The 25,594-nt window shown below is 58.0% G+C and carries 23 protein-coding genes; 10 read left to right on the forward strand and 13 right to left on the reverse strand.

Annotation, left to right across the window (positions count from 1 at the left end; all coding sequences use genetic code 11):
* Positions 1-49: 49 nt before the first annotated feature.
* On the reverse strand, positions 50-1,576 hold the full coding sequence (locus tag ACR0AM_RS18985; protein ID WP_480607559.1) for an amidase: 1,527 nt from the start codon (positions 1,574-1,576) through the stop codon (positions 50-52).
* Positions 1,577-2,060: 484 nt separating this feature from the next.
* Positions 2,061-3,161 (reverse strand): AraC family transcriptional regulator, encoded by a 1,101-nt coding sequence (locus ACR0AM_RS18990; protein ID WP_480623716.1) that lies wholly within the window; start codon positions 3,159-3,161, stop codon positions 2,061-2,063.
* A 60-nt stretch (positions 3,162-3,221) separates the two neighbouring features.
* On the opposite strand from ACR0AM_RS18990, the gene ACR0AM_RS18995 reads away from it, so the two are divergent.
* Together ACR0AM_RS18995 and ACR0AM_RS19000 are read left to right on the forward strand one after the other, a co-directional pair.
* A complete protein-coding gene (locus ACR0AM_RS18995; RefSeq protein WP_480476174.1) occupies positions 3,222-4,658 on the forward strand; it encodes an amidohydrolase family protein in 1,437 nt (478 codons plus the stop codon).
* Positions 4,659-4,889: 231 nt separating this feature from the next.
* Positions 4,890-6,077: a carbohydrate porin gene (locus ACR0AM_RS19000; RefSeq protein ID WP_480476172.1), complete on the forward strand. Its 1,188-nt coding sequence runs from the start codon at positions 4,890-4,892 to the stop codon at positions 6,075-6,077.
* An 811-nt stretch (positions 6,078-6,888) separates the two neighbouring features.
* On the opposite strand, the gene ACR0AM_RS19005 is transcribed toward ACR0AM_RS19000, so the two are convergent.
* Positions 6,889-8,103, reverse strand: coding sequence for a carbohydrate porin (locus ACR0AM_RS19005; RefSeq protein ID WP_480623717.1), 1,215 nt, complete (start codon positions 8,101-8,103; stop codon positions 6,889-6,891).
* A gap of 250 nt (positions 8,104-8,353) precedes the next feature.
* On the opposite strand from ACR0AM_RS19005, the gene ACR0AM_RS19010 reads away from it, so the two are divergent.
* A complete protein-coding gene (locus ACR0AM_RS19010) occupies positions 8,354-9,679 on the forward strand; it encodes a metal-dependent hydrolase family protein (RefSeq protein WP_480623718.1) in 1,326 nt (441 codons plus the stop codon).
* Positions 9,680-9,823: 144 nt separating this feature from the next.
* Here the strand turns inward: ACR0AM_RS19010 and ACR0AM_RS19015 are convergent, their stop codons facing one another.
* Entirely contained in the window at positions 9,824-10,405 is a 582-nt protein-coding gene (locus tag ACR0AM_RS19015) for a TMEM175 family protein (protein WP_480520390.1), read from the reverse strand.
* Between the two features lie 320 nt (positions 10,406-10,725).
* Positions 10,726-11,748 (reverse strand): GlxA family transcriptional regulator, encoded by a 1,023-nt coding sequence (locus ACR0AM_RS19020; RefSeq protein ID WP_480623719.1) that lies wholly within the window; start codon positions 11,746-11,748, stop codon positions 10,726-10,728.
* Positions 11,749-11,909: 161 nt separating this feature from the next.
* Between ACR0AM_RS19020 and ACR0AM_RS19025 the strand changes: the two genes are divergently transcribed.
* From ACR0AM_RS19025 to ACR0AM_RS19035, 3 genes are read left to right on the forward strand one after another with little or no spacing between them, the layout of a single operon-like run.
* Positions 11,910-13,292, forward strand: a complete 1,383-nt coding sequence (locus tag ACR0AM_RS19025; protein WP_480623720.1) for an FAD-binding oxidoreductase — start codon at positions 11,910-11,912, stop codon at positions 13,290-13,292.
* A gap of 3 nt (positions 13,293-13,295) precedes the next feature.
* Positions 13,296-13,616, forward strand: a complete 321-nt coding sequence (locus ACR0AM_RS19030) for a hypothetical protein (RefSeq protein ID WP_480623721.1) — start codon at positions 13,296-13,298, stop codon at positions 13,614-13,616.
* Position 13,617: 1 nt separating this feature from the next.
* Positions 13,618-14,277 (forward strand): homocysteine S-methyltransferase family protein, encoded by a 660-nt coding sequence (locus ACR0AM_RS19035; protein WP_480623725.1) that lies wholly within the window; start codon positions 13,618-13,620, stop codon positions 14,275-14,277.
* Positions 14,278-14,863: 586 nt separating this feature from the next.
* On the opposite strand, the gene ureG is transcribed toward ACR0AM_RS19035, so the two are convergent.
* Genes ureG through ACR0AM_RS19075 form a run of 8 tightly spaced genes read right to left on the reverse strand, consistent with a single transcriptional unit; the run spans position 14,864 to position 20,035 of the window.
* A complete protein-coding gene (gene ureG, locus ACR0AM_RS19040) occupies positions 14,864-15,514 on the reverse strand; it encodes an urease accessory protein UreG (protein ID WP_480520392.1) in 651 nt (216 codons plus the stop codon).
* Positions 15,511-16,164 carry an urease accessory protein UreF gene (locus tag ACR0AM_RS19045; protein ID WP_209504916.1) on the reverse strand — a complete coding sequence of 218 codons (654 nt, stop codon included), beginning with the start codon at positions 16,162-16,164 and terminating at the stop codon, positions 15,511-15,513. Before ACR0AM_RS19045 ends, ureG begins: the two co-directional genes overlap by 4 nt.
* Positions 16,148-16,600, reverse strand: coding sequence for an urease accessory protein UreE (gene ureE / locus ACR0AM_RS19050; protein ID WP_209504410.1), 453 nt, complete (start codon positions 16,598-16,600; stop codon positions 16,148-16,150). The genes ACR0AM_RS19045 and ureE overlap by 17 nt, the downstream gene beginning before the upstream one ends.
* A gap of 18 nt (positions 16,601-16,618) precedes the next feature.
* Positions 16,619-18,328, reverse strand: coding sequence for an urease subunit alpha (gene ureC, locus ACR0AM_RS19055; RefSeq protein WP_480520394.1), 1,710 nt, complete (start codon positions 18,326-18,328; stop codon positions 16,619-16,621).
* Entirely contained in the window at positions 18,328-18,633 is a 306-nt protein-coding gene (locus ACR0AM_RS19060; RefSeq protein ID WP_209597619.1) for an urease subunit beta, read from the reverse strand. The genes ureC and ACR0AM_RS19060 overlap by 1 nt, the downstream gene beginning before the upstream one ends.
* On the reverse strand, positions 18,630-18,791 hold the full coding sequence (locus ACR0AM_RS19065; protein ID WP_209504407.1) for a peptidase M23: 162 nt from the start codon (positions 18,789-18,791) through the stop codon (positions 18,630-18,632). Before ACR0AM_RS19065 ends, ACR0AM_RS19060 begins: the two co-directional genes overlap by 4 nt.
* A 16-nt stretch (positions 18,792-18,807) precedes the next feature.
* Entirely contained in the window at positions 18,808-19,110 is a 303-nt protein-coding gene (locus ACR0AM_RS19070; RefSeq protein WP_209504406.1) for an urease subunit gamma, read from the reverse strand.
* A 1-nt stretch (position 19,111) separates the two neighbouring features.
* Entirely contained in the window at positions 19,112-20,035 is a 924-nt protein-coding gene (locus ACR0AM_RS19075) for an urease accessory protein UreD (protein WP_480520396.1), read from the reverse strand.
* A 293-nt stretch (positions 20,036-20,328) separates the two neighbouring features.
* On the opposite strand from ACR0AM_RS19075, the gene urtA reads away from it, so the two are divergent.
* The 4 genes from urtA to urtD are packed head-to-tail and all read left to right on the forward strand — an operon-like array spanning position 20,329 to position 25,592.
* Positions 20,329-21,609, forward strand: coding sequence for an urea ABC transporter substrate-binding protein (gene urtA / locus ACR0AM_RS19080; RefSeq protein WP_209504405.1), 1,281 nt, complete (start codon positions 20,329-20,331; stop codon positions 21,607-21,609).
* Positions 21,610-21,669: 60 nt separating this feature from the next.
* The gene (gene urtB / locus ACR0AM_RS19085) at positions 21,670-23,622 is read left to right on the forward strand and encodes an urea ABC transporter permease subunit UrtB (protein ID WP_480623722.1); all 1,953 of its coding nucleotides are present in this window, start codon (positions 21,670-21,672) and stop codon (positions 23,620-23,622) included.
* A gap of 3 nt (positions 23,623-23,625) precedes the next feature.
* A complete protein-coding gene (gene urtC, locus ACR0AM_RS19090; RefSeq protein WP_480623723.1) occupies positions 23,626-24,855 on the forward strand; it encodes an urea ABC transporter permease subunit UrtC in 1,230 nt (409 codons plus the stop codon).
* Entirely contained in the window at positions 24,852-25,592 is a 741-nt protein-coding gene (gene urtD, locus ACR0AM_RS19095; protein WP_209504402.1) for an urea ABC transporter ATP-binding protein UrtD, read from the forward strand. Before urtC ends, urtD begins: the two co-directional genes overlap by 4 nt.
* Positions 25,593-25,594 lie beyond the last annotated feature (2 nt).

Here is a 25,594-nt window from a genome sequence, read left to right on the forward strand (position 1 = left end):
CAAATTTGCCGACTGTCCGCTTCGAGCCCAATGCGGACCTCGTTTATGGTCATACTGGAATAAACTTGGCGGAATATGGCGCCCAGTTTTCTTTCCATGGTCTGGCCTGTTCAAGTTCGTAAGATAGCTCGACAAGCGTGGCGTCGTTTCCGGCTGCTGCATGGAACATTGATCCAACCGGCATGTTTGTTTCAGAGGAGAATGAAAGCGGAAGTGAGATCGCGCAATCGCCCACGGCATTCACCGGGGAAGTCAGCGCCAGCAAATTCTCAAGAAGATGGGCTTTGAACGCGAAGTCGTCACGGTGGCTGACCGCACTCCGCTTCAATGTCTCGGAAGGGGAAGTGGCACTAAAGATAACGTCGTAGTTCGCAAAAACTGCCGCGAACTTGGCCGAAATGTCATTGAAATAATCCAACCCTTCCTGCCGTTGTTCCGTGGAATAGGACTGCCCCTCCAGCATCGTTGTTGCCGTCCAGTTGGACAGGAGCCCAGTATCAAGCGATGTCTGACCACTGGTGCTGCGCGCCAAAGAGAGCAGCGGCGCAAACTTTGGCAAAAACGCATAGCGGAACATGCGAAGATACTCTGCTCCGTCGATCGGATGTTCGATGACAGTCACTTCGTGCCCGAGTTCACGCAATAATTCTGCGACGGCGTCCTGTGCCCGCACTATGGCAGCGACGGGTTCAACACCTTTGGTGCCCATCCGGGCATACGCGACCTTCAGACGGCGTTTCGATGGTCCTTCGATGAAACCGATCGGCGGAAAAGGACCGGCTTTGTCTTCGCAGACATCGATCAATGCAGCCGCATCGCGCACGGTTCTACAAATCGGTCCATTCGTCTTGAACGTATCGTGGCTGCCGTCCTGTTCGCCTGACATCATGCGGCCCCGAGAGGGCTTGAAACCAATGACATTGCAGGCACTGGCGGGAAGCCTGTTTGACCCACCGCCATCTGTGCCATGCACAAGCGGCACTATTCCCGCTGCAACCGCACAGGCCGCGCCAGAACTTGAGGCATTGCACGAATAGTCAAGGTTCCAAGGATTGATCGCCATCCCGTAGAGTTCACTGTCAAGACCGTTGGCGAACTCGGGGGCAACGGTTGTTCCGATCATGTTAAGCCCCGATGCTTCCAGAGCATCGACATAGGCGACGGACTTCTGCGGAATATTCGTTGCCCAAAGCCGGGAGCCATCTGTCCGTCTGACACCCCCAACATCAACCATGTCTTTAAGCATCGTTGGCACACCGGCGAAAAACGTATCCGGGGATATTTCTCGCGCTTTTTCCAGCGCGCGGTCAAAGGTAGGTGTCGCCATACAATTGACTATGGGGTTCAGTGCTTCAATCCGGCGGATAACCCGCTCGACGAGTTCGATCGCAGAGATTTCTTTCGTTTTTACAAGTTGCGCTAGCCCGACTGCATCGTATTCGACCAGGTCGTCAAGTTGCCGCGTTCCGGCAAATGAAGAATTTGACGAAAGGCTCACACTGCCAAGAAAGGCACCTGTTGCCCCAACTGTTCCAAGGAATTTTCGGCGCGTCAGGCGTTTTTTGGGAAATGCCAAGGGATCGGCCTCCGGTTCATGATCGACGACAAACATCTGAACTGTTACATGCCGCACCGAAAATGTGAACCGAGGCAGCGACAAATGGAATATCCGTGAAGTCTGTGTTTTAAGGCTGAGTGCAGAAGAAAATAGCGCGACGGACGGGCTGCATGCTGGTCAATTGCTTTCTCGCTCCATGCACTATTTGCCTATGACCGCTTAGTCGGCATTGCGGTCGCTCGCGATAATCGGGCGAACGTCTGCACCGAGCCCAAAGCGGAAGTGCTCCATCTCTGAACCTCGCATGCGCAGCGAACTAGTCGCCAGATCCCTGAGCCGCACCGCAGAAAGAAAAGCGGTCATTCATTCACTGCGCAGCAAGTTTTCGGGTGCCGATGTCCGAGTTGCGGACAAACCAGCCACTCGTATTGAAACGGTCTTGTCGGCGGCGACTGCCTGAAGAGAACGACGCTGTCGTTACCGACCCGGCTGCGGATTGCATTTACGACGAACTGGATCGAAAGGCCGTCGGTGTCATCCCGGTTTGGGACTTAAAGAATCGCGTGAAATGGGCCTTGTCCACATAACCCAACTTCGCGCCGATTTCAGCTGCGGTCCTGTCGCTGTTACGCAAAAGGTCTTCGGCAAGATCGATTTTTAGGCGCTTGATTTCGCGAGGCAGGGTCGTGCCATGATGCTTCAGGGCTTTGTGCAAACGATTAGTCTGAATACCCAGAAAACCCGCGATAGCGTCAGAGCTAAGATCTGGTTCATCAAGCTTGTCGCGCAAAATGGACCGCATGGCCGCAACGATCGTTACCTCGTCATCAAGGGCTAGCCGTTTCGGCGGTGTGTTATCAGGCATCTTCGACACGTCCCGAAACAGCCAATCGACGGGAAAACTTAGCTGCATGCCAGGGTCAGGCATGAACCGGGTTTGGACACCGGCATAGTTTGGTGGCAGGCAGGCAATATAGCGGGTTTCCCATACAACCTCTGCGGGGTTCCATATGTCGCCGGCCACAGATTGCAACAGCCGGACATATATCGCCGCTCCGAAACCAGTGACTTGGACAGGGGCGACCGCGGGTTCCTGAAGTCGCGAGATCCGGTAGATCGCTCGTTCTGCCTCCACGATCAAGCTATGGCGCACAGAACTCGACTCTTGTGGGACAAGGCTTACAAAACTGGCAAGGAACTCGAACAGGGTGGTTGCTGATTGCAGGGCCGTCGCGAAAGGAGGCCAGGCCTGCAGGTTGAACGCTTCGCCCACGCGAAGGCCGAGATACTTGTCGCCAGCCAGGTCCGATAACCCGTTCAAGAGCCCGAAGACGAGTTCGGAGTGGACATAAACGCCCGTGTCATTGATTTGATCGGCACTTAATCCAACCTTGTCCAGCGCCGGACGCGGGTGGATGCCGCGCTCTTCCAGGTAGTTCAGAAAGGGAGCCACCAGCGCGAGGCGAATGAAGCCTTCCCGGTGCAATTCGTAGTTGGTCTGAAGTGGCATTGGCGTCTCCTGAGGAAAGCCTAGCATGCATGGCTGAAAGAGTGTTGCCACTTTTAGGGTTAAGAATCGACTTTTTGGAATCGAAACTGGCAACCGGCTTGAACGCTTTCTCGTCTATCCTCTTTGGAATACGCCACAAAGGAGGCCAGAGTCATGCCCAGTTCAATCAAATCTGTTTTGCTCGCGACCGTTTTCGCTTTTTCCCCTGTCGTCGTCGCGCATGCGCAAGAGGGGCCACCACCGATCCTGTTCACAAATGTGGATGTGTTCGACGGGTTCGGCCCGGACCTGATCGAGGATGCCAACGTGCTCGTCGAGGGTAACGTCATCACGCAGGTCTCGACCGATCCGATCGAGGTAGAGGGCGCCTTCGTCATCGAAGCAACTGGAAAAGTGATGACGCCCGGTCTGATCGATATGCACCAACACGTGATGCTCAACCCGCCCGAAGGCACAGCAGCCTATCAGACCCGCTGGGACGGCGCGGCTGGTGGAGCAATTGCCATCCAATACATGAACGATCACATGCTGATGAAGGGGATCACGACGGTTCGGGACATCGCCGGCGATCCGCTGGATGTCGCCAAGGCCATCGATATGGGCCTCATTCGCGGCCCGCGGGTTTATTCCTCCGGTGGCGCGATCGGCCAGACCGGCGGTCACAGCGACTGGGCCGGGCGGAACGTTCCGCCGTCGACGCTCGAGAACGGTCAGGATATGGGGCAGGCGACCGGCAACACCTGGGTGGTCGACGGAGTGGATGATGTCACGCGTGCTGCGCGTCTGAACTTGCGCCGGGGCGCAGCCTTTCTCAAGGTCATGGGTGGCGGAGGAGTTGCAAGCGAGTTCGATCCGCTCGAGATTCTTGGGCTCGCCGAGGACGAAGTTGCCCGGGCAGTCGAAATCGCACGTGACAACGGCACTTATGTGGCCGTGCATGCGTACCACGACGAAAGCTACGAGAGGCACCTGAGGCTCGGTACCCGCTCTTTCGAACATGGCTTCCTGATCTCCGAGGACATGGTGAAGAAAATGGTCGCAAAATACAATGAAACCAAGGACATTGTCTGGAGCTTCCAGTGCTTTATGAGCGTCAAGTCCTTCGGTAGCTATGATTCCATGCCGGCATTCTTCACACATGAACAGAAGCTCAAGGGCGTAGCGGCCGGCGAAGGCGTGCGCCGGATGTCCAAGTGGATGAATGAGTACGGCATGTTCATTGTGGGGGGGTCGGACATGTTCAGCCCTGGACTGGTCGAGAAGATCAAGGAGGACATCACCTGCAACGTCGATGCGGGTTTCAGCCCTGCGCAGGCCTTGAAGCACTGGACCGGCAACGCGGGGATCGTGCTCAAGTGGTCTGGTCCAAAAGACCCCTATCCGACCTATAACCTGGGCCAGATCGCACCTGACAGCTATGCCGACATCCTGATCTGGGACGGCAACCCGCTTGAGGACATCAACCTGATCCTGGATGAGAGCAAGCTGCAACTCGTGATGAAGGATGGCCGCGCCTACAAGAACACCATGGTCGATACCGACAGCATCATGTACCGGCCAGCGGTTCGGGAACCGAAAACCTATCCGTAAGTCTTGAGACAAGCGCTGGGGCGACCTCTTAACGGGTTGCCCCGTCTGATCCTTCTTAGGCCTTGGGACCGCTCGACATGTGCCACTTAGATGTGTGCCTCTTCCGTGTCGTTTCAGTTTTCGCAGAGCATCAATGCGCTGCGACGACGCGAAATCGCCCAGGAAGTTGAAAGACAAAATCAAATCGCGGATAAACCAGCGCCCCGAGAAGTGATCCGCAGAGGAATCGCAATGACCATCCTTCGATCAATCGTGGCTGTTGCCGCCATGGTCCTTTTTCCGGACGTCTCGTCCGCGCAGGGACTATCTGGCCCATCATCTACCCAAGCGGATCTGGCCCCCGGCGACGGTCTGACCGATCCGCAGTTCCGCTCGGACTTTCCCCGCAATATCGCGCCCGGCTGGTTCGCCTGGAAAGAAGGTCTGGCCGAAGACGGTTTCAAGTTCAATCTCGATTACTTGTCTCTTGGACAATGGTCCAACGCAGACCTTGGTGAAGAAGAAACCGGAGGTGGTATCGCCCGCTTTTACGGCAGTTGGCAAGCAACGGAACAAGGCTCTTTGACCTTCAAGATTGAAAACCGTCATGCCTATGGCGCTGTTGCTCCGCAGTTCTTCGGGCTGGATGGCGGCGCTCTCTCAATCACCGGCACGGCGTTCAATGACAATGGCACGATGCTGACCAACCTATTTTGGACACAGCGGGCGCAGGACGGGTCGTGGACATTGCAATTCGGCCAGATTGACGTCACCGACTTTGTGGATGTCTATGGTTTGGTAAGCCCTTATTCCGGTTTTCAGAACCTCGCCTTCAACACCAATCCCACCATCAACGCGCCTAATCCGGGACTTGGGATCGCCGGAGGCCTAAAGCTCAACGACAACTTTTACCTCGTTGGCAGCGTCGCCGATGCAAATGCCGATCCTTCCTCACCCGATCTGGATGTGTTTAGCCATGGCGATCTCTTCAAGAGTATCGAGATCGGCTACACCAGTGGAATGGACCGCATCTATTTCGACAACATCCATCTCACGCTTTGGCATTCAGATGCCGCGGACGACGGCAGCCGACCTGAGGACTACGGTGCGGCGTTTTCCGCCGCTTGGTTTGTCGACAACAAATGGATGCCATTCGTGCGCGCCGGAAAATCAAAGGGCACCGCGGCTCTTTACGAAAACTCAGTCTCCATCGGTCTGGGCTACTATGGCCGCAATACAGATCTAGCTGGACTAGGGCTGAACTGGGCCGAGGCGAATGGCATTCCCGGCAGCCAGACAACGCTGGAAGCATTCTATCGCTTCTCGATTTCCCCTAACCTCCAGATCACACCGTCGGTCCAGCTCATCAACAATCCGCTGTTAAATCCGGGGCAGTCCAGCATCACGATCGTGGGTCTGCGTGCACGGGTTGTCTTCTAGCAGCTGATACGACTTTTGAGGATGGCCATTTCGTTGGGCGAGGAGCGGCCGCTTCGGGCTCTTCTGAGACATCTGAGCGGTTCGGTCAGATGTCCGCAAAGCCGGGTTCAGCAGCCATTTGAGGAGGCCGGACCGCGTGATGAAGTCCGCTTTTGTGCCCGAACGACTGCTCCCGCAGGCAGCTGCCGTTCGGCACTTATGCCTCCGACGTCTCAGATGCGGGACCAATCGGACCGATGTACGAGCGGCAAGCCTGATCGTCCAGATCACCATCAGACGGTCAGCCCATCGCTGCAGCGCAGCTTGGTTTCACAAAAGCGGTCGTTCGAGCATCGCCGTAAGGGCCAGATCGGAAGCGGTCGTTCGCCGCGCGGCAGCTTGATGTCTCACAAGCGGACCAAGCGCCATTTCGCTGCAAAAGGCTTCAAAGTCCGGTGAAGACGTATCAAGACCACCGTGCCCGGCACCTGCGGCGGACTGCGGACCTCCGCCGCATGTGCGTCCTGTGAATGCGACAACCGATAGAGCGGACGTTCAGACGAAGATTCTAACACCCGACATTCCGCACCGGGCAAGTCGGCTCCGAGTTCATCAAGTTCGATGCTACGCTCAGTATCGACGAGTAGAATGCCGACCATGTGAAATTCTGACGAGAATTCACGGAAGACGCGTTCACGACCGGAAGCCGCAGTTCATGCGGACTGAAACATTCCGTGGCAATGGCGGGATCTGGACGTGCGCGCCGCAACTAACCGAAGGCGGGTTGACGGACGGTTTCTGACAGTCGCTCGCCTGCGCCACACCACATATCTCAGAACACGAAACGTCCGCGTAAACTGATCAGGGTAATGCCGTCGCCCGAAGGGTCGAGCAGCGGGTTATTGATGAACTGGATCGACGGGGTCAGTTCCAGACCAGGCGAGAGCGAAAACCGGTAGAACGCTTCTGCCGTGAACTGGGTCCCCTCGATATCTCGGGCGCCGGACCAGTCAAAGCCGACCGCGGCGAGATCGCCATTGGACGCGAAATACCCCAATCCGGTAGAGATGGAACGGTCGTAAAGGGCCGCTGTTCCGCGCGAACGCCCGGCCCGAAAGAACGGGTAAAATCCGTTCTGCAAAATCGCTGACAACGAAACAGTCGCTCCGTAGTCCTCAGCACGGCTGCCATCACTGGCGGCATCCGAATGCCATATCGTGACATGAGCATTGTTGTAGAAGGCTAGACCGACATCCGTCGTGTAGACCAAATCGAGGCTCTTGAAGAGATCTCCATCCACTACAACGTCAAAGTCCGGCGAGGTCGTCGGGTCGGCATTGGCATCTGCCACCGATCCGAAAACAAGGAAGTTGTCACCTAGTTGTGCGGCCCCGGCAACGCCAAGACCCTGACTGGGCGCGGCAATCGTCGGACTGGTGCTGAAGGCCGCATTTTGAAAGGCGGCGTACGGGCTGACGAGACCGTAGGAATCGAGATAGTCGGTGACGTCGATCAAGCCGAAGCGAACCGCCCAACGCTTGTCTTTAGCGGTGTGCGTCCAAAACAGATTGGTAAGAATCGTGCCAGCGTCGCTGAACACGGTGCCGGTCACCGACAGCGCCCCGGATGCTTCTCCGAGACCTTGCGGCGATACGCTTGTGTAGCTGCGGCGGTTCTCGACCTTGAATGTCAGCGACCCGTTGGAGGTTGCCTGCCAAGTGCCGTAAAGCCGTGCCAATCCGCCGACGGCCTTACCCGGTCCAAACGCCGCGTTGGTCGATTGGCCAAGCGAAAGATACTCGAAGTTGAACTTGATTCCCCGCGCTTCGAGCCTGTCCTTCCAGTCGAAATAACCGGGGACCAGGTTGCGTGGGAAATCGAAGCGATAGTTCGGATCGGGCGGCGCGTAGGAGAGCAGTAAATCGGACCGGACCGATGAAGGCCCGCCAAGCACCTCGGCACAGGTATACTCCGCTGCGCCGACGGAGATTAGCAGCGTCAGGCAGAAACGGACGGCACAGCCGCGGCCAGCGATCACCGCTGTCATGCGCGCGCCCCGACCCTGAAAAGCAGACGCAGCGCTCGCCGTGCGTTGTGCCATTTCCGATCCACCTTTCAATCCCCGTCGGTTGCAACCACTCAGAGCGCCTTTAGCGCCAAGATGTCCGCCCACTATAGGTGCCAACGCAAAATCGATCAGACGCCGACATCTGCCCAGATTGTCACACCCCAAAATGTTGTTCGACTTGTTGCTCTATCATAGAGTCTAATCGAGTTGGCGGCGAGGAGAATCTAAGGTGAGAAGCTTTTTTTTATTAATTTCCATAATGTTGGCGGGAACGGCTCAAGCGCAGTCGACATCCGATGTCCTGGTAACCAACGTCTCCGTTTTTGATGGACAGAACCCCGACCTGATCGAAAACGCGAATGTTCTAATAGAGGGCACCACAATCAAAAGCGTCTCGACCGACGAGATCGACCCAGGCGATGCGACGGTGATCGATGGCAAGGGTGGAACCCTGATGCCCGGCATGATCGACAATCACTGGCACGTTAGCTTTGCCGAAATTCCTGTCGATATCCTTGCAGCGGGCGATGTGTCGGAGGTTGCGCTGCGCGGTGCGATTGGGGCTGAGGCCACCGTGATGCGCGGTTTTACCACTGTGAGAGACATGGGCGGCAATCCCTTCGCAATCAAGAAGTTGGTGGATTCAGGCGAGCTTGTGGGCCCGCGAATTTATCCATCGGGCCCGCCGATCAGCCAGACCTCCGGTCATTTTGACTTCCGCAGCAAAAACGCTGTCCCTGCCAATCCGGCTGACCCTCTGGACTACTGGGAACGCAATGCGATCCTGATGACGGCAGACGGCGTGCCCGAGGTTACCAAGCGCGTGCGTGAGGCACTTCGGATGGGTGCCACGCAAATCAAATTGGCGGCAGGTGGCGGCACTTCGTCGAGTTTCGACCCTCTCGATGTGCAGCAGTACACGCTGGAAGAGATAAAAGCGGCCGTCGAGGTGGCCAGCACATGGAACACTTACGTCACGGTTCACGCCTACACGCCCACCGCCGTCAGAACAGCTGTAGAAGCCGGGGTCAAGGTCGTGGAGCACGGCCAGCTTCTGGACGATGAAACCATGGCACTTCTCGCCGAAAAGGACATCTGGCTCTCTCTGCAACCCTTTGCAATTGAGGATGACTCGGAATACGCGGCAAACCCGTTCGTGAAAGCCAAGCAAGAGATAATGGTTCAGGGAACCGCAAAAGCCTATGAATTGGCAAAAAAACACGACCTGAAGGTCGCCTTCGGGACCGATATACTGTTTTCGCCAGGTGGCGGTATCCAGCAGAACAAGATGGTGGCACTTCTTGGGTCGCATTTCGGCTACACGCCCTTTGAGGCGCTTCGGATGGTGACCTATGACAATGCGCAGCTTCTGAAGCTGTCAGGGCCGCGGGACCCATACCCCAAGGAGAAGGGCGTCATTTCCCAAGGTGCCTTAGCCGACCTGATCATCGTTGCCGGCAACCCACTGGATGATCTAAGCTTGATGGCGGACCCGGACCAGAACTTCGATTTGATCATGAAGGACGGGGTTATCCACAAGAACACGCTCGAGTGAGGCCGTCGGTCGAATGCTCGGCCCATATGCCCATGCGCGCCGTCCATCCCTGATCGGCGCGCATTCTGAGTTCCACCTTTGGCATTGCGCAACGGTATGAGTTGCGGAATTCCCAGTCGGGAGTTGTTGGCTTGCGGGTCGCGATCAGCGGTAATAGACAAATGGGTGCATCACGATTAGCGAGACCCAGACAAGTATTGCCAGCGTGGTGTCAACAAACGCCAGTGCAATGGACAGGATCGCGATCAATGTGCCCCGAATTGAAAGCAAGGTTGTTGCCAGTCCCGGCTCCGGTGCGGGTGCGTCCGGGACGAGGAGGCTGCGGTCGCGCGCATGCATTGCCATCATTGCAATCGACAACCATCCCATTCCGAGCGTGCCCGAGAACAATATTACCGACACCGGGCTATCGCCGTATGCGCTGATCAGCGAGGTGGTCCAGGGCGCGACGGAGATGAACAGGAGCAAGGCCAGATTGAGCAACAGGACCGTGATGTCGGCCAACCGGAGCTGCGCGACGATGTAATGGTGGTGGAGCCAAAGCGCACCGATGGCCAAGAAACTGATCAGCCAGCCGTACAGCTTCGGAAGGTCCGCAAGGATCAGTGTTCCAACAGATTTCTCCGTGCCGGTCGGAAGATCCAGATCCAGGACAAGAAGAGTTATAGCAATCGCAAATACACCGTCAGACAGGGCTGCTAATCGAGCGACGTCGAACTTTTGCATTGGGCAAACTCCTCCGAGCACACGCTACTTTGTCAGGCTCGCAGGGTAAACCTTGATGGCGCCTCGTCTCTTGTATTCATGTACCGCGGATTTGTCCGTAGAGTGTGAGTTCGATCATCTCCAGATTTTGCACGCGCTGCGAATGGCCGGTAAGCAGGCTGCGACTGCAGCAACGTTAAGGTGAGGCGAAGGTCGGGATTGGGCCGTCCTCGAAGATGGCGCAATCGTACAGCTTAGCGGATGCTGCGTTGCATCCGATGACCGCGAAGAGCCCAAAGTGCATAATTCTGCATTCCCAACCAATGTCTGCAATGCCGTGCTCAAGCCGGTTGTGCGATCCGGGCAATCCGTTGGAACTTCTTGCGATAGGCAGCGGGTGTCATGCCGGTCCCGCGTTTAAAAACCCGTCGAAAGGACGCCGGATCGTCATAGCCGATGGCGGCCCCCACGTCGTCATTGCTCATCTGGTCCATTTCCAGCATCTGTTTGGCTTCTTCAACCCTCAGCGCCTGCACATATTCGATCGGGGCAAAGCCCGTGGCCGTTCGGAAGCGGCGTGAAAACGTGCGCGGGTTGAGGCCTGAACGTTCAACCATCTTCTCCACCGGGTTGGGGGTAGCGTAATGTTCTGCAATCCATTCCTGACTGTCGGTGATCGGGCCGTCGTTGGATTCCATGGGCCTTGTCATCACCGCATATGGTGACTGGCCTTCGGCGTGCCCTCCGATCAGGAACACCTTAGCGGTTTCAATCGCAACCTGATAACCACAGAAGCGTGCAATCAGGTAGACCACCAAATCATGCCAGGCGCTGACGCCCCCGGCGGTGACGATCCGGTCTCTCTCCGCCGCTAGGCACAGCACCGATTCCGTCTGGAACGAAATCTTGGGGAAATGCCGTTGGAACATGTCACGATAGGCCCAATGCGCTGTGGCGCGATGGCCATCCAGCAAGCCCCCTTCGGCCAAGAGTAGCGATCCCGAGCAGACCGACGACAACAGCGCCCCGCCTGCATGCATCGCCTTCAGCCAGGCAATCTCACGCGGGTAGCGCCCGTGAGGCACATCGTAGATCGTGGTGTACATGTCACAGACAACCACCGCATCAGGGGTCTCTATATCGCCGATGGCGGCGTGCGGCTCCACCGGGATATTACCAATACAACGGAATGGCTTTCCGTTGGCGGTGACAATCTTCACGTCCAGCAACTCATCCCCTGGTTTGCCGATCACCATATCCAGATAAACAGCCCCCGCCGACATCAACACATCATAAAGCCCATAAAGCACCGAAGCCGAAGTCTCTGGCGCGGCCAGCAACAAGATCTGCGGCTTTTTTGCCATTTTCTCAATTCCCCCTTACGGCACAAATGTCCAAAACGGCCCGGTTCCGGCCGATTTGCCATAATCGCTTGTCCAGTATGCCGCAAAACTGGCAAAATTGCCACTGAGCGCGCCAAGCCCGATGCGTTAGCCTTTCTGAATATGAAGGAAAGGATTTGATCATGAGCACCCCAGACACACATATTACCGGCTTTGAAGGTGAGCTTCTTACAGCAGGGGCAGACGGCTATGACGCGGCCCGCGGCGTCTGGAACGCGATGATCGACAGGCGACCCGCGCTGATTGCGCGGTGTAAGAATGCGCAGGATGTGATGGCAGCTGTGCGCCATGCCGCATCCCATAATCTGGGCATTTCAATCCGCGCGGGCGGCCATAACGTTGCGGGCCATGCGGTTTGCGATGGCGGATTGATGATTGACCTTACCCAGATGCGAGGTGTCAGTGTTGATGCCGAACGACGCATCGCTTCGGTGGAGGGCGGCGCACTCTGGGGTGACGTGGACAAGGCCACCCAGACCCATGGGCTGGCCACCCCCGGCGGACTTATCTCGGATACCGGCGTGGCAGGGTTGACACTCTCGGGTGGCATCGGCTGGCTGCGGGCCAAGCACGGGCTGTCGATTGACAACCTCGTGGCGGCGGATGTGGTGACGGCCGATGGCCAACTGGTTCATACCAGCGCTGATGAGAATCCAGAGCTTCTCTGGGCGCTCAGGGGCGGTGGCGGTAACTTTGGTGTGGTGACCCGGTTCGAATTCTCCCTACACCCGGCCGGGCCCGAAGTAATGTTCGCCGCCCCGATTTACGCAGTTGAAGATGGCCCTGGCCCGATCCGCGCCTGGCGGGATTTTATGCTCAAACATGACGGGCTGATCGGGTCACTGTGTGAGTTTTCCACCGCAGGCGGCGAAGACTTCCCCGAGGAAAGCTGGGGCAAGCGCGTTTATACTCTGGCCTGCGTGTACAACGGAGACGCGGCCGAAGGCGAAGTGCTGATGCAACCCCTGCGAGAGCTGGGTAACATGGTCACCGATTTCTCGGGCCGGATGGACTATTGCGAGGTTCAGACGCTGTTTGACACGCTGATGCCCGCCGGTGACTTCCGTTGCTATTGGAAGGCGCGCTACCTGACCGATCTTTCTGACGAGATGATTGATCTTGCCATGGCCAATGCTGAGGCCGCGCCGTCGGAAAACTCGATCTCCTCACTTTGGAACTTCGGCGGGGCCACTGCGCGCGTGCCTGCAGATGCCACCGCCTTTGGCGACCGCTCTTTCGGATGGATGTATTCGCTCGATGGCGTCTGGCCGGATGCAGCAGACGACGCTGCAAACATTGCCTGGGCGCGCGATGGCTGGGAAAGTGCCGCACGCTTCGGGCACGAGGGCCGAGCTTATCTCAATTTTCCCGGCCATGGCGAAGACAATGATGCGCTGACCCGTGCGACCTTCGGGGCAAACTATCAACGGCTGGTCGAAATCAAGGCGAAATACGACCCGCAGAACCGCTTTCGCTTTAACCAGAACATCAAGCCGGAGGCGTGAGGCATGACCCGCACTAATCCAACCCCGGCCACTGGCACCGGCGCAATTTTCTTGACCGAAGGAGGCACCGAAACTGAAATCATGTATCGCCACGGTTTCGAACTGCCTGAGTTCGCCATGTTCCCGCTGCTGGACAATCCCAAGGCAGTAACGGCCATGCGACAGGTCATGTCAGACATGCTGGACGTCGCCGCCGAATTTGGCCTGTCGTTCATGCTGACCGGGTTGGATTGTCGCGCCAGTCCCGATTGGGGGGGCAAAGCTGGGCTATTCTCCCGCTGGTCTGGCCGAGGCCAATATCGCCAGCATCGAGTTCCTGCGTGAAATCGCAAAGCCCTATGCTGGCCAGATCCCGCAACTTCTGATCGGCGGCTGCATTGGGCCGCGTGGCGATGCCTATGGGTTGAACACCGAAATTGCCATCGAAAGTGCTGAAGACTATCATTCGGTGCAACTGGAAACGCTGAAAGCGGCAAATGTGGATTTCGCCTGCGCGGCAACCTTCAACAACATTCCCGAGGCTGTCGGCGTGTCCCGCGCTGCGGCGGGCATAGGCGTTCCGCTGACCGTTTTACTGACGCTAGACAGTTCTCATCGGCTGCGCTCCGGGCCTACATTGGCGGACGCCATTACTGAGATTGACTGTCAAGCCGGGGACGCCGCCCCGGACTATTACCTGCTCAACTGCTCGCACCCATTGGAATACGAACCGGCACTGACCGATGGCAACTGGATAAACCGCCTGCGTGGCGTGCGGCCCAATGCCTCCAAGATGGAGAAAATCGCATTGTGCAAACTGGGCCATATCGAAGATGGCAACCCTGTGGAACTTGGCCAGCAACTGGGCGACCTGCGGACGCGCTATCCGCATATGGACATCTTCGGCGGCTGCTGCGGCACCGGCCACGTCCATCTGCGCGAGATCGCCCGCGCGCTGGCTTTGACGTGTGAGAATGCGGCAGCGCGGAACGAACCTGCCGTTTAAGTTTTATGTGCTTGCGGCCGGTTTGTCCCGCAGACTGTGAGTTCGTGCACCCTGAAAATTTGCGCCTGCAGCGAACGGCCGGTTCGACGGACCGCACCGCAGCGGCGACATGTGTCGATGAACGTCCGCTTCGGGCCGATTTCGCCCACAAGTTCGGACGTTCTGAGGACTCGGGTACTCAGACTTAGCTGCTTCAAATGACTAGGTTCCTTGGCCGCCCAAACACGTCGCCTAGTGTCTAAAGTCCAATGCTCAGGCGGGTTCTATACTTTGGCCATATCCCATAAACTGATCAACATGGTCAGGTTACGCCAACAAATTTTGAAGTGGAAAACTGAGGCAAGGCGAAGACTGGTTGCAAGTACTGGTGGACCCTTCGAGCAACGAGACAAACGAGCTCTTTCGGAGACTTGCCGAAGATAACCCATTGATGACGATTGCGTTCATCCTCGGGGGGTGTCGGCACGACACCTTGCGGTGGAGCACTGTATCGGCGATCGGGCCGGTTCGCCGCGCCCAAGAACGAAATTGTGAGCGGACTACGAGCTACATGGTTCGGTCGTCATTCCGCCGTCAAAGGCACACGTCAACCGCCAGAAGCCTCTGCAACACATCCATCTGCAATTTTCAGACCCCCAATCTGCGCTAACAAACTGACGATCGCGTCAACGCCCGTTCGGTGGCGTAGGGCCGAAAACACGAAAGGTCGGCCCTTTCGAATTTGCGTGGCGTCGCGCTCCATCACTTCGAGCGACGCGCCGACATGGGGGGCGAGATCTGTTTTGTTGATGATCAGAATGTCCGATTTCGTTATCGCAGGACCGCCCTTGCGCGGAATTTCCTCACCCGCTGCAACGTCGATCACGTAGAGTGTCAGGTCCGCCAGTTCCGGGCTGAATGTGGCCGACAAATTGTCGCCGCCGCTTTCGATCAGAACTATATCCAAGCCGGGGTGACGGGCCTGCATCTCTGCCACGGCGGCCAGATTGATCGAGGCATCCTCGCGGATCGCGGTATGCGGGCAACCGCCGGTTTCGACACCGATAATCCGGTCCCGGGGCAGAATCTGCATCCGCATCAACGCTTCGGCATCCTCTTGCGTATAAATGTCGTTGGTGATGACACCAATCGAAAAGGCCTCGCCCAGGGCCTCTGCCAAAGCGGCAGTCAGGGTCGTTTTACCAGCGCCAACCGGGCCGCCGATACCAACGCGCAGGGGGCCGTTCATACTGCTCATGTTCGGAATATCCTTGAATATTGAGTTTCATGTTTCATCGACAAGATATCGGACAGGAATGCGGTTGAACCCAGTTCATCAAGGCCCGTGTGTTGTGCTGTTTCCGCAATCGAAGTGCAGAGCGGGGTCAGATCACGAATCAGCCGCTGAGCATCGGTCTGTCCCAAAGGGACAAGGCGGGTTGCGCAGGCCACAAGATTGCTCATGAAGGCCTGAAGGAACATCTGCGACACCAGCGGGCGCGGCAGATTCTGCATCCGCGCGGCACGGCCCACCGCGACCGGGTAGGTGAGGCGCCGCAGGTCGAGCCCCCAGATATCTCCGGTCACGGATCCGAAAGCCTGACCCAGAAGGTCGGATTCCATCAGCCGTTCCGACCCGGCGCAAAAGGCGCGGGCGGAGGCATCGATTCGGGCCAACGCGGCCCTGTCATCGGCGTTATACGCGGCCACAAGAAATAGCGCGTCATTCCAGCCCGAGCCATGTTGCAGTATCGTGGCGACCCAGTCGCCTGTCTGGTTTGCGCTGGCGACCCGGCCCAGTTCAATCGCTGCCTCCAGCCCGTGGGAATAGGCGAAGCCCCCAACCGGATAGGCGGGGGACAACCATTGGGTCAGTGTCAGGATGTCAGAGCTAGTGGGCGTGACCATGGGTCCTGCCGTGGCCATAGGCCCCGCCTTCGGGGGTGAAGGGTTCGACGACTTCGCGAATATCGGCACCCAGTTTCATCAGCATGTCGCGAATGACGTGATCGCGCTGGATCAGCAGCCTGTCAGATTCGATTTGGCAGGGTGTGTGCCGGTTGCCGATATGCCAGGCAAGGCGCAGCAGGTGGTCGCCCTTTACCTCCAGCAGCTCTTCGGGGGCCGCGACGATTTCAATCTCACGACCGTCTTCCAATACCAGAACCCCGCCATGATCCAGCGATTTGGTGTTGGAGAGATCAACCAGAAACGCCTCGCCATCATCCGTGGCCAGCATCTTGCGGCGCAGGAAGCGGCCATCATAGTCCAGCGAGACCTGCGCATGAGCGGGTGCATGCGCATGGTCGTGGTAGATACGAGCGGTTTTGATCGCGGTGGTCATCTTGGTGCTCCTTGTATCTCAGAACATAAAGTATCGCTGCGCCATCGGCAGCACCTCGGCAGGTTGGCAGGTCAGCAATTCACCATCGGCGCGGACCTCGTAGGTTTCCGCGTCTACTTCGACATGGGGCGTCGCATCGTTTAGCAGCAAATTGCGTTTGCCAATCTCGCGTGTGTTCCGCACGGCGACTGTTTTCTTGGCCAGGCCTAGAGTTTCACCGATCCCGTCCGCCTGCGCTGCTGCCGAGACAAAGGTAATCGCCGAGTGCTCCACCGACCGCCCATAAGCCCCGAACATCGGACGGCTGTAAACAGGTTGCGGTGTCGGGATCGAGGCATTTGGGTCACCCATCTGCGCGCAGGCAATTGTACCGCCCAGCAGAACCATCTCGGGTTTCACGCCGAAAAAGGCCGGGTTCCACAGGACAAGATCGGCGCGCTTGCCTACCTCGATGCTGCCGATTTCATGGCTCAGACCGTGGGCAATCGCCGGGTTGATGGTGTACTTGGCGATGTAACGGCGGACCCGCAGGTTGTCGTTTTCACCGGTTTCCTCGGTCAGACGCCCTCGCTGTTTCTTCATCTTGTCGGCGGTTTGCCATGTGCGGATCAGCACCTCTCCGACCCGGCCCATGGCCTGGCTGTCAGACGCGATGATCGAGAACGCACCCATGTCGTGCAGGATATCCTCGGCCGCGATGGTCTCGCACCGGATGCGGCTTTCGGCAAAGGCTACGTCCTCGGGGATGGACTTGTCGAGGTGATGGCAGACCATCAGCATATCCAGATGTTCCTCGACCGTGTTTACAGTGAAAGGTCGCGTCGGGTTGGTCGAGGAGGGAAGAACGTGATTCTCGCCACAAATCTTGATGATGTCAGGGGCATGGCCGCCACCTGCGCCTTCGGTGTGGAAGGCGTGGATGGTGCGTCCTTTCATGGCGGCGACAGTGTTTTCGACGAAACCGGATTCGTTCAGAGTATCGGTGTGGATCATCACCTGTACATCCATCGAATCGGCCACCGACAGGCAGCAGTCGATGGCGGCAGGGGTCGTGCCCCAATCCTCATGCAGTTTCAGAGCGCAGGCCCCGGCATTGACCTGTTCCTCGAGCGCAGCTGGCAATGAGGCGTTGCCCTTGCCCGCAAAGGCGAGGTTCATCGGGAAGGCATCCGCCGCCTGCAACATCCGTCCGATATGCCAGGGGCCGGGGGTGCAGGTGGTGGCCAGCGTGCCATGGGCCGGACCCGTGCCGCCGCCTAACATGGTGGTCAGGCCGGAATGCAGCGCGTCTTCGATCTGCTGAGGGCAAATGAAGTGGATATGGCTGTCGAACCCGCCTGCGGTCAGGATGCGCCCCTCGCCCGCGATGGCTTCGGTGCCGGGGCCGATGATAATGTCGACACCTGGCTGCGTGTCGGGGTTCCCCGCCTTGCCGATCCTGGCGATACGCCCGTCTTTCAGACCGACATCCGCCTTGTAGACACCCGAATGATCCACGATCAGCGCATTGGTGATGACTGTATCCACCGCCCCCTTGTCCCGTGTGACCTGAGACTGCCCCATCCCGTCGCGGATCACTTTCCCGCCGCCGAACTTGACCTCTTCGCCATAGATGGTCAGATCGCGTTCGACCTCGATGATCAGGTCGGTATCGGCCAGCCGCATTTTATCGCCGGTGGTGGGGCCGAACATGGCGGCATAGTCGGAGCGTTTGATTTTTGCTGGCATCACAACGCCCCCATGACCTTTTGATTGAACCCATAGACCTTGCGTGCGCCGCCGATCGGGATCAGCGAAACCTCGCGTTCCTGTCCCGGTTCGAACCGCACGGCGGTGCCGGGGGCGATGTCCAGACGCAGGCCATGGGCGGCAGCGCGGTCGAATTCCAGCGCCGGGTTGGTCTCGGCAAAATGATAGTGCGAGCCGACCTGAATCGGGCGGTCGCCAGTATTGGCGACCATCAGCGTCAACGGCTCGGCGCCCAGGTTGAACGTGATTTCGCCTTCAGCGGGGAAATGCTCGCCGGGGATCATTTGTTTAGCTTCACCATCAAGGCAACAGCAGCCAACGCGACAATCGCGAGGCCCACGGCCAGAGCGGCATAGTCCGTGCCATGCGCGTGGATATGCGTGCCGTTATGCGCGGCGGCGGGGCCAGCCAGGATCAGAACAGGGAAAAGCATGCGGGTCATATCAGTGTTCCTTTTTTTAGCGAATAGGGTTGTGAACGGTCACCAGCTTGGTGCCGTCGGGAAAGGTGGCCTCAACTTGAACCTCGTGAATCATCTCGGGGACGCCTTCCATGCATTGCGCGCGGGTGATCACCTCGGCCCCGGCTTGCATCATATCGGCGACCGACCGCCCGTCGCGTGCGCCTTCAACCACGGCGCTGGTGATAAGGGCAATCGCCTCGGGATGGTTCAGTTTGACACCACGGGCCAGTCGTTTACGGGCAACTTCAGCGGCCATGGCGACCAGCAGTTTGTCTTTTTCACGGGGAGTCAGGTTCATGTCAGATTGTCCAGCATCTTGGAAGCGAGTCGTTGTTCAGTCGCCGAAGCACGGGCATCAGACTTCGGCGCAGGGCATACCCGTTCTTGGCCAGCAGTCGGACGACCAGCAGGTCAGGTTGAAACAGGCTGGCCCCGGCGGTATCGGGCAGCATCTGGCGGATTGCCTTCAGATGCCCTTCGGCCCTGGGCGAGGCAAATGCGACTAAGGCCATCGCGCCCGCGCCATCTGCAATGTGCTGACGGGCCAGATGCGCGCTAAGGTCGCCGGTGAACCGGGTGGCGTCCAGAAACACCATCCTTTCGTTGCGCCGAATCTCGATCCGATCGCTGAGGCGGATATCCGTCAGAGTTTCACCCATCGCGGTACGACCAAAGATCAAAGGTTCAACCATAAGGGCCGAGGCATCCTCGGCCAAATCAATACGCAAGCGCCGGTTTAATGCGCTGCCACTGTACAGGATCGTCTCTTGCGGAAGCCAGTTCAGCCTTGCCTGCGGACCGGCGGTTAAAGTGTTGACGATGCGTGCGGCCTGACCGGGTTGTGCTTTGTATGCCCGCTCACAAGCCTGCGTGGTCACTGTCAGTTCGGTGCCCCGGCCTGCGCGGCCTGAAAACCGGAAATCATCACCGCCAGTAACACCACCAGCCGTGTTCAAAAGCACGGCGTCCAATTGGCTGCCGTGTCCGCGTGGGAAGAGACATTTGAACGAACCCGCCGGCCGCAAGCGATCAATCACACTGCGCCCGTGGAACAGTTTGGCCGACAGCGTAACCCGGCCTTCAGCGCGTGGCGGTCTCGCATGTGACGCTGACGATATGGGCGTGAATTGAGTGATGGCAGCGGCTTTCGCGTCATGAACGTTTGGCGCTTTTTCACCTTTGGGATGTCGAAACTCTATCGACAGGTGCAGATTTTCGACCAAGTCCCGTACCGTAAGTGCAATTTTTAATCACGCATGCAGCATGTAGATCAAAAATCGGGCATATCAGTCCACTTTGCCAGAATGCTATGGGGCCAGATTTGCCTATTTCGCTGCAATGCAGAATCGATGTGGGGCCTGCCGGGCTAACGACCGCCGGGGGTGTGTGACGGCTGCGCGAATTGGACCTCGGACACAACCGCCACACGTAACGCAACATACAGTTGCGGGGATCAGGTAGTAGAAGACAGCGTGTCAACGCAAGGCTTCTGTGCCCGCCCCGCCAGGAGAATTACATGACATCTCTCAAATCCACGCTCTTCGGATCGGTTGTCTTTGCCGCCATGGCAACGGCCGCTCTGTCTGCTGAAGACACGATCAAAGTCGGCGTACTGCACTCGTTGTCAGGCACTATGGCGATTTCGGAAACCACGCTGAAAGACACGATGTTGATGCTGATCGACCAGCAGAACGCCAAAGGCGGCCTGCTGGGCAAGCAGCTTGAGGCAGTTGTGGTTGATCCTGCATCCGACTGGCCGCTGTTTGCGGAAAAAGCGCGTGAGCTACTGACCGTGCATGAGGTGGATGTGATCTTTGGCAATTGGACGTCCGTCAGCCGCAAATCGGTGCTGCCGGTGATTGAGGAACTGAACGGCCTTCTGTTTTATCCGGTGCAGTATGAGGGTGAAGAAAGCTCGAAAAACGTCTTCTATACCGGTGCCGCGCCGAACCAACAAGCGATCCCGGCGACCGACTATTTCCTCGACGAGCTTGGCGTTGAGAAATTCGCGCTGCTTGGCACAGACTATGTCTATCCCCGCACCACCAACAATATCCTCGAAAGCTATCTGAAGCAAAAGGGCATCGCGGACGGTGATATCTTCGTCAACTACACGCCCTTTGGCCATTCCGACTGGTCCAAGATCGTGGCGGATGTGGTTGCGCTGGGTGCGGATGGTAAGAAGGTCGGAGTGATCTCAACCATCAATGGCGACGCCAACATCGGCTTCTACAAGGAACTGGCTGCGGCTGGCGTCTCGGCGGATGACATTCCGGTCGTTGCGTTCTCGGTCGGAGAGGAAGAACTGTCGGGCCTGGATACAACCAACCTTGTGGGCCATCTGGCTGCTTGGAATTACTTTCAGTCGGCGGATACCGACGCCAACACTGAATTTGTTGAAACATGGAAAGCTACCATGGGCGAAGACCGGGTGACCAACGACCCGATGGAGGCACATTACATCGGTTTCAACATGTGGGTTAACGCCGCGACCGAGGCCGGTTCGACCGACGTAGATGCCGTGCGCGCCGCGATGTACGGGCAGGAATTCCCGAACCTGACCGGTGGAACCGCTGTCATGCTGCCGAACCACCATTTGGCCAAGCCGGTTCTGATCGGTGAGATTCAGGAAGACGGCCAGTTCGACATCATCAGCGAAACCGACGTTGTGCCGGGCGACGCCTGGACCGACTTCCTACCGGAATCGGCGGTGCTGGTATCGGATTGGAAAGAGCTGGGCTGCGGTATGTACAACACCGAGACCGAGACCTGCGTTCAGACCCTGTCGAACTACTAACCGACACGCAAGGTGGGTGTGATGCCCGCCTTGCCCCCAAAGACACTCGGGTTTCACCACATGTTACGACTTTTCCTTGCGGGCCTCGCAATTCTATGCGCCCACCTGACCGCCAACGCGCAAGAGGCCGGTCTGCAACCGATCCTGCAAGAGCATCAGGAGATCATCGCCAAAAGCTCACGCAAGACAATCGGGCCCGCGATTGATGCGATTGCCAGCAGCGGGTTGCCGCAAGCGCAGGTGATGCTTGAGACATGGGCCGCCAAGGACGTGTGGATGCGCAAGTCGGACGGCCTGTTCTTTGCAGGCAAAAAGGTCGAAGGCCGGTCGTATGAGCTTACCGATTTCGATACTGGCGAGGTCGTTGGTATTTTCGAGAAATCCAACCTGAAGCAGTTGAAGCCCAATAGCGGCATCCGCGCGATGATTGGCACGGCTCTGGTGCAGTACCAGCTAACAGATCCGGACCGCGCTCGGCGGCTGGCCGCTTTGCAATCCATCCAACGTGACCCCGAACGTGCTTTGCTGGAGCCCCTACGCGCGTCGATTGCCGATGAAGCTGATGCTGATCTGAAAGCTCACAAACAACGGCTCGAACGGTTGCTGACGATTGGATATGACGAAGATACCGCGGCGCGCGTGGCTGCGATTGAGCAGATGTCCGACGATCTGGGCGTGGACGTCCGTGGCGCATTAAATCCACTGATCGCGACGACGCGACAAGCAGCACCGGAACTTCCGTCTAATGTGAATATCGCCGCCGTTTTAGAACCGGGTTCGAGTGATTTGACGCGCGATGAGGCCTATGACTTGCTGGTCACTGGCAATCTGGCGCCCCCACGCTTGTCACGGGATGATATCCGGACAGCTCTTGCGGCCAATATTGACGGGGGTCGCGTTGGTGACATTCCGCTTGCGCAACTGAATACAGATGAAACGCGCGCTCGGGCATATGTAGCCTTGGCAGAGGCAAGGGTCGTTCCCGCCTTGGTAACCGAGGCCGACATAAACACGGCGCTGGCTGAACATGTGTTCATTGATACCTACACGGAACCCTCGCCCGAAGTGACCGCAGCTGCAGTGCAGGCACTTGAACAGATCGAGCTGAAGGTCGGCCTGAACCAGACGCTCGACCTGACACTGGACGCGATCTCATTGGCGTCGATCTATTTCTTGGCAGCCATCGGTCTGGCGATCACCTTCGGCGTGATGGGTGTGATCAACATGGCTCATGGTGAGTTCATCATGATGGGCGCCTATACCGGATACGTGGTGCAGCAGTTCATCCCCGACCACACGCTGTCGATAATCGTCGCCATCCCGATGGCCTTTGCCGTCACCTTCGCGATGGGCGTCGCGATGGAGCGGCTAGTTATCCGCTGGCTCTATGCCCGTCCGCTTGAGACGCTGCTGGCGACCTTTGGCATCTCAATCGCACTGCAACAGCTGGCCAAGAACATTTTTGGCACGCAGGCCCGCCCGCTGACCGCGCCCGGCTGGCTGGATGGGGCGTGGGTGCTGAACGATGTGGTTTCGATCAGTTATATCCGCATCGCGATCTTTGTGCTGGCGACGATCTTTTTGGGACTGTTCCTCTACATTATGAAGCGCACGCGGCTTGGGCTTGAGATGCGCGCGGTGACACAGAACCCACGCATGGCCGGGTCGATGGGTATCAATCCGGGGCGGGTGAATATGCTGACCTTCGGCTTGGGCTCGGGCATCGCCGGGATTGCCGGGGTTGCGATTGGTCTGTTCGCAAAGGTCACGTCCGATCTGGGCAGCGACTATATCGTGCAAAGCTTCATGACCGTGGTTGTTGGCGGCGTCGGAAACATCTGGGGCGCGCTGGCAGGTGCGGGCATGATCGGCTTCCTGCAAAAGGGGATCGAGTGGATGAACCCCTCGAACACCCTCGCCGCGCAAACATACATGATCATCTTCATCATCATTTTCATCCAGTTCCGGCCAAGGGGCATCATTGCCCTCAAAGGTCGTGCGGCGGGGGATTGAGCCATGGAACGCAGCTTTGTCGCCAAAAACCCATCGGTACTGGTCTTTCTGGCCATCCTCTCCCTGTTCACGTTGGGCGTCACCGTCCTGTCCGAAGGGTTCGGGATTGGCGTGATCTCGACCAGCTTTGTCAAAACGCTGGGCAAGACCCTGTGCCTTTGCCTGATCGCTGTGGCCATGGATTTGGTCTGGGGATTTACGGGCATCCTGTCCCTCGGCCATTTCGCGTTCTTCGGGCTGGGCGGCTACATGATCGGCATGTGGCTGATGTATGAACGTACCCGCCTGATCGTGGTGGAGTCGCTCTCCCAAGCCGACATTCCGCCAACATCGGCCGAGGTCGTGGATGCCATCGGCACGCAAATCTTCGGCGTCGTCGGATCGTCCGAATTCCCGCTGATCTGGGCCTTTTCGGACAGCCTGTTCCTGCAACTGGCGCTGGTCGTGCTGGTGCCGGGCCTTCTGGCACTGATCTTTGGTTGGCTGGCGTTCCGCAGCCGGGTCACGGGTGTCTACCTGTCGATCCTGACCCAAGCCATGACATTGGCACTGGCGCTGTACCTGTTCCAGAACGACAGCGGTATGCGTGGCAACAACGGCCTGTCGGGCCTGCAGAACCTGCCGGGCGTCACGGCCTCGCAGGACTTGGTGTCAATCTGGTTCCTCTGGGCCTCAGCGCTGGCCCTGGGGCTGGGCTACATGCTGGCGGCATGGATCGTGGCGGGCAAGTTCGGCTCGGTTATCCGCGGCATCCGCGATAATGAGGCGCGAGTGCGGTTCCTTGGCTATTCGGTCGAGAATTACAAGCTGGCTGTCTTCACATTGACCGCCTGCATCGCCGCCATCGCGGGCGCGCTGTATTATCCGCAGGCGGGGATCATCAACCCCGAGGAGATGGCCCCCATTGCCTCGATATATCTTGCCGTCTGGGTCGCCATCGGCGGGCGTGGTCGCCTGTATGGAGCGGTCATCGGCGCGGCGTTTGTCAGCCTGCTCAGCACATGGTTCACAGGTGGACAAGCGCCGGACATCCCACTTGGGTTCTACACGATCAAATGGGTCGACTGGTGGCAGGTGCTGCTGGGCGTCTCATTCGTGCTGGTAACCCTGTTCGCACCAAAGGGTATTGGAGGGCTATTCGACCTCTGGACCAACCACTGCGCGCCGCAACGCTACGGTGCCCCGCTTGGACCCGATGAAAGCGCATTGCGCGAAATGGAGGCCTTGGAATGAGCACTCTGCTGGAGGTCAGCGGCGTTTCAGTCACCTTCGACGGGTTCCGCGCCATCAACAACCTGTCCTTCCAGATTGGCAAGGCCGAGCTTCGCGCGGTTATCGGGCCGAACGGGGCAGGTAAAACGACCTTCATGGATATTGTCACCGGCAAGACCCGGCCTGACGAGGGCCGGGTAACCTGGGGTGAGAAATCCGTTTCCCTGCTGCGAATGAGCGAGGCCAAGATCGCGCAAGCCGGCATCGGGCGTAAGTTCCAGAAACCCACCGTGTTCGAGGACCAGACCGTGCAGGAAAACCTGCTGATGGCGTTGAAGAATAAACGGGGCTGGCTGGGTGTGCTGTTCTATCGCCCTTCGACGGATCATCTGGAGAAGGTCGAGGAACTGGCCGCTGAGATTGGCCTGTATGGCGAACTGCTCCGCAAATCCGGCGAACTAAGCCACGGACAAAAGCAATGGTTGGAAATCGGGATGCTACTGGCGCAGGAACCACGTCTGTTGCTAGTGGACGAACCCGCCGCCGGGATGACCTCGCAAGAACGCGAACACACAACCGACCTGCTGGTACAGGCCGCCAAGACCCGCGCCGTCGTGGTTGTGGAACATGACATGGAGTTCGTCCGCCGCCTGAATTGTCGGGTCACGGTTCTGCATGAAGGCTCGGTTCTGGCCGAAGGTTCGCTGGATCATGTCACATCAAATCAGGATGTCATCGACGTTTATCTGGGGCGCTAAAC

Source organism: Ruegeria sp. AD9, from assembly GCF_056542305.1.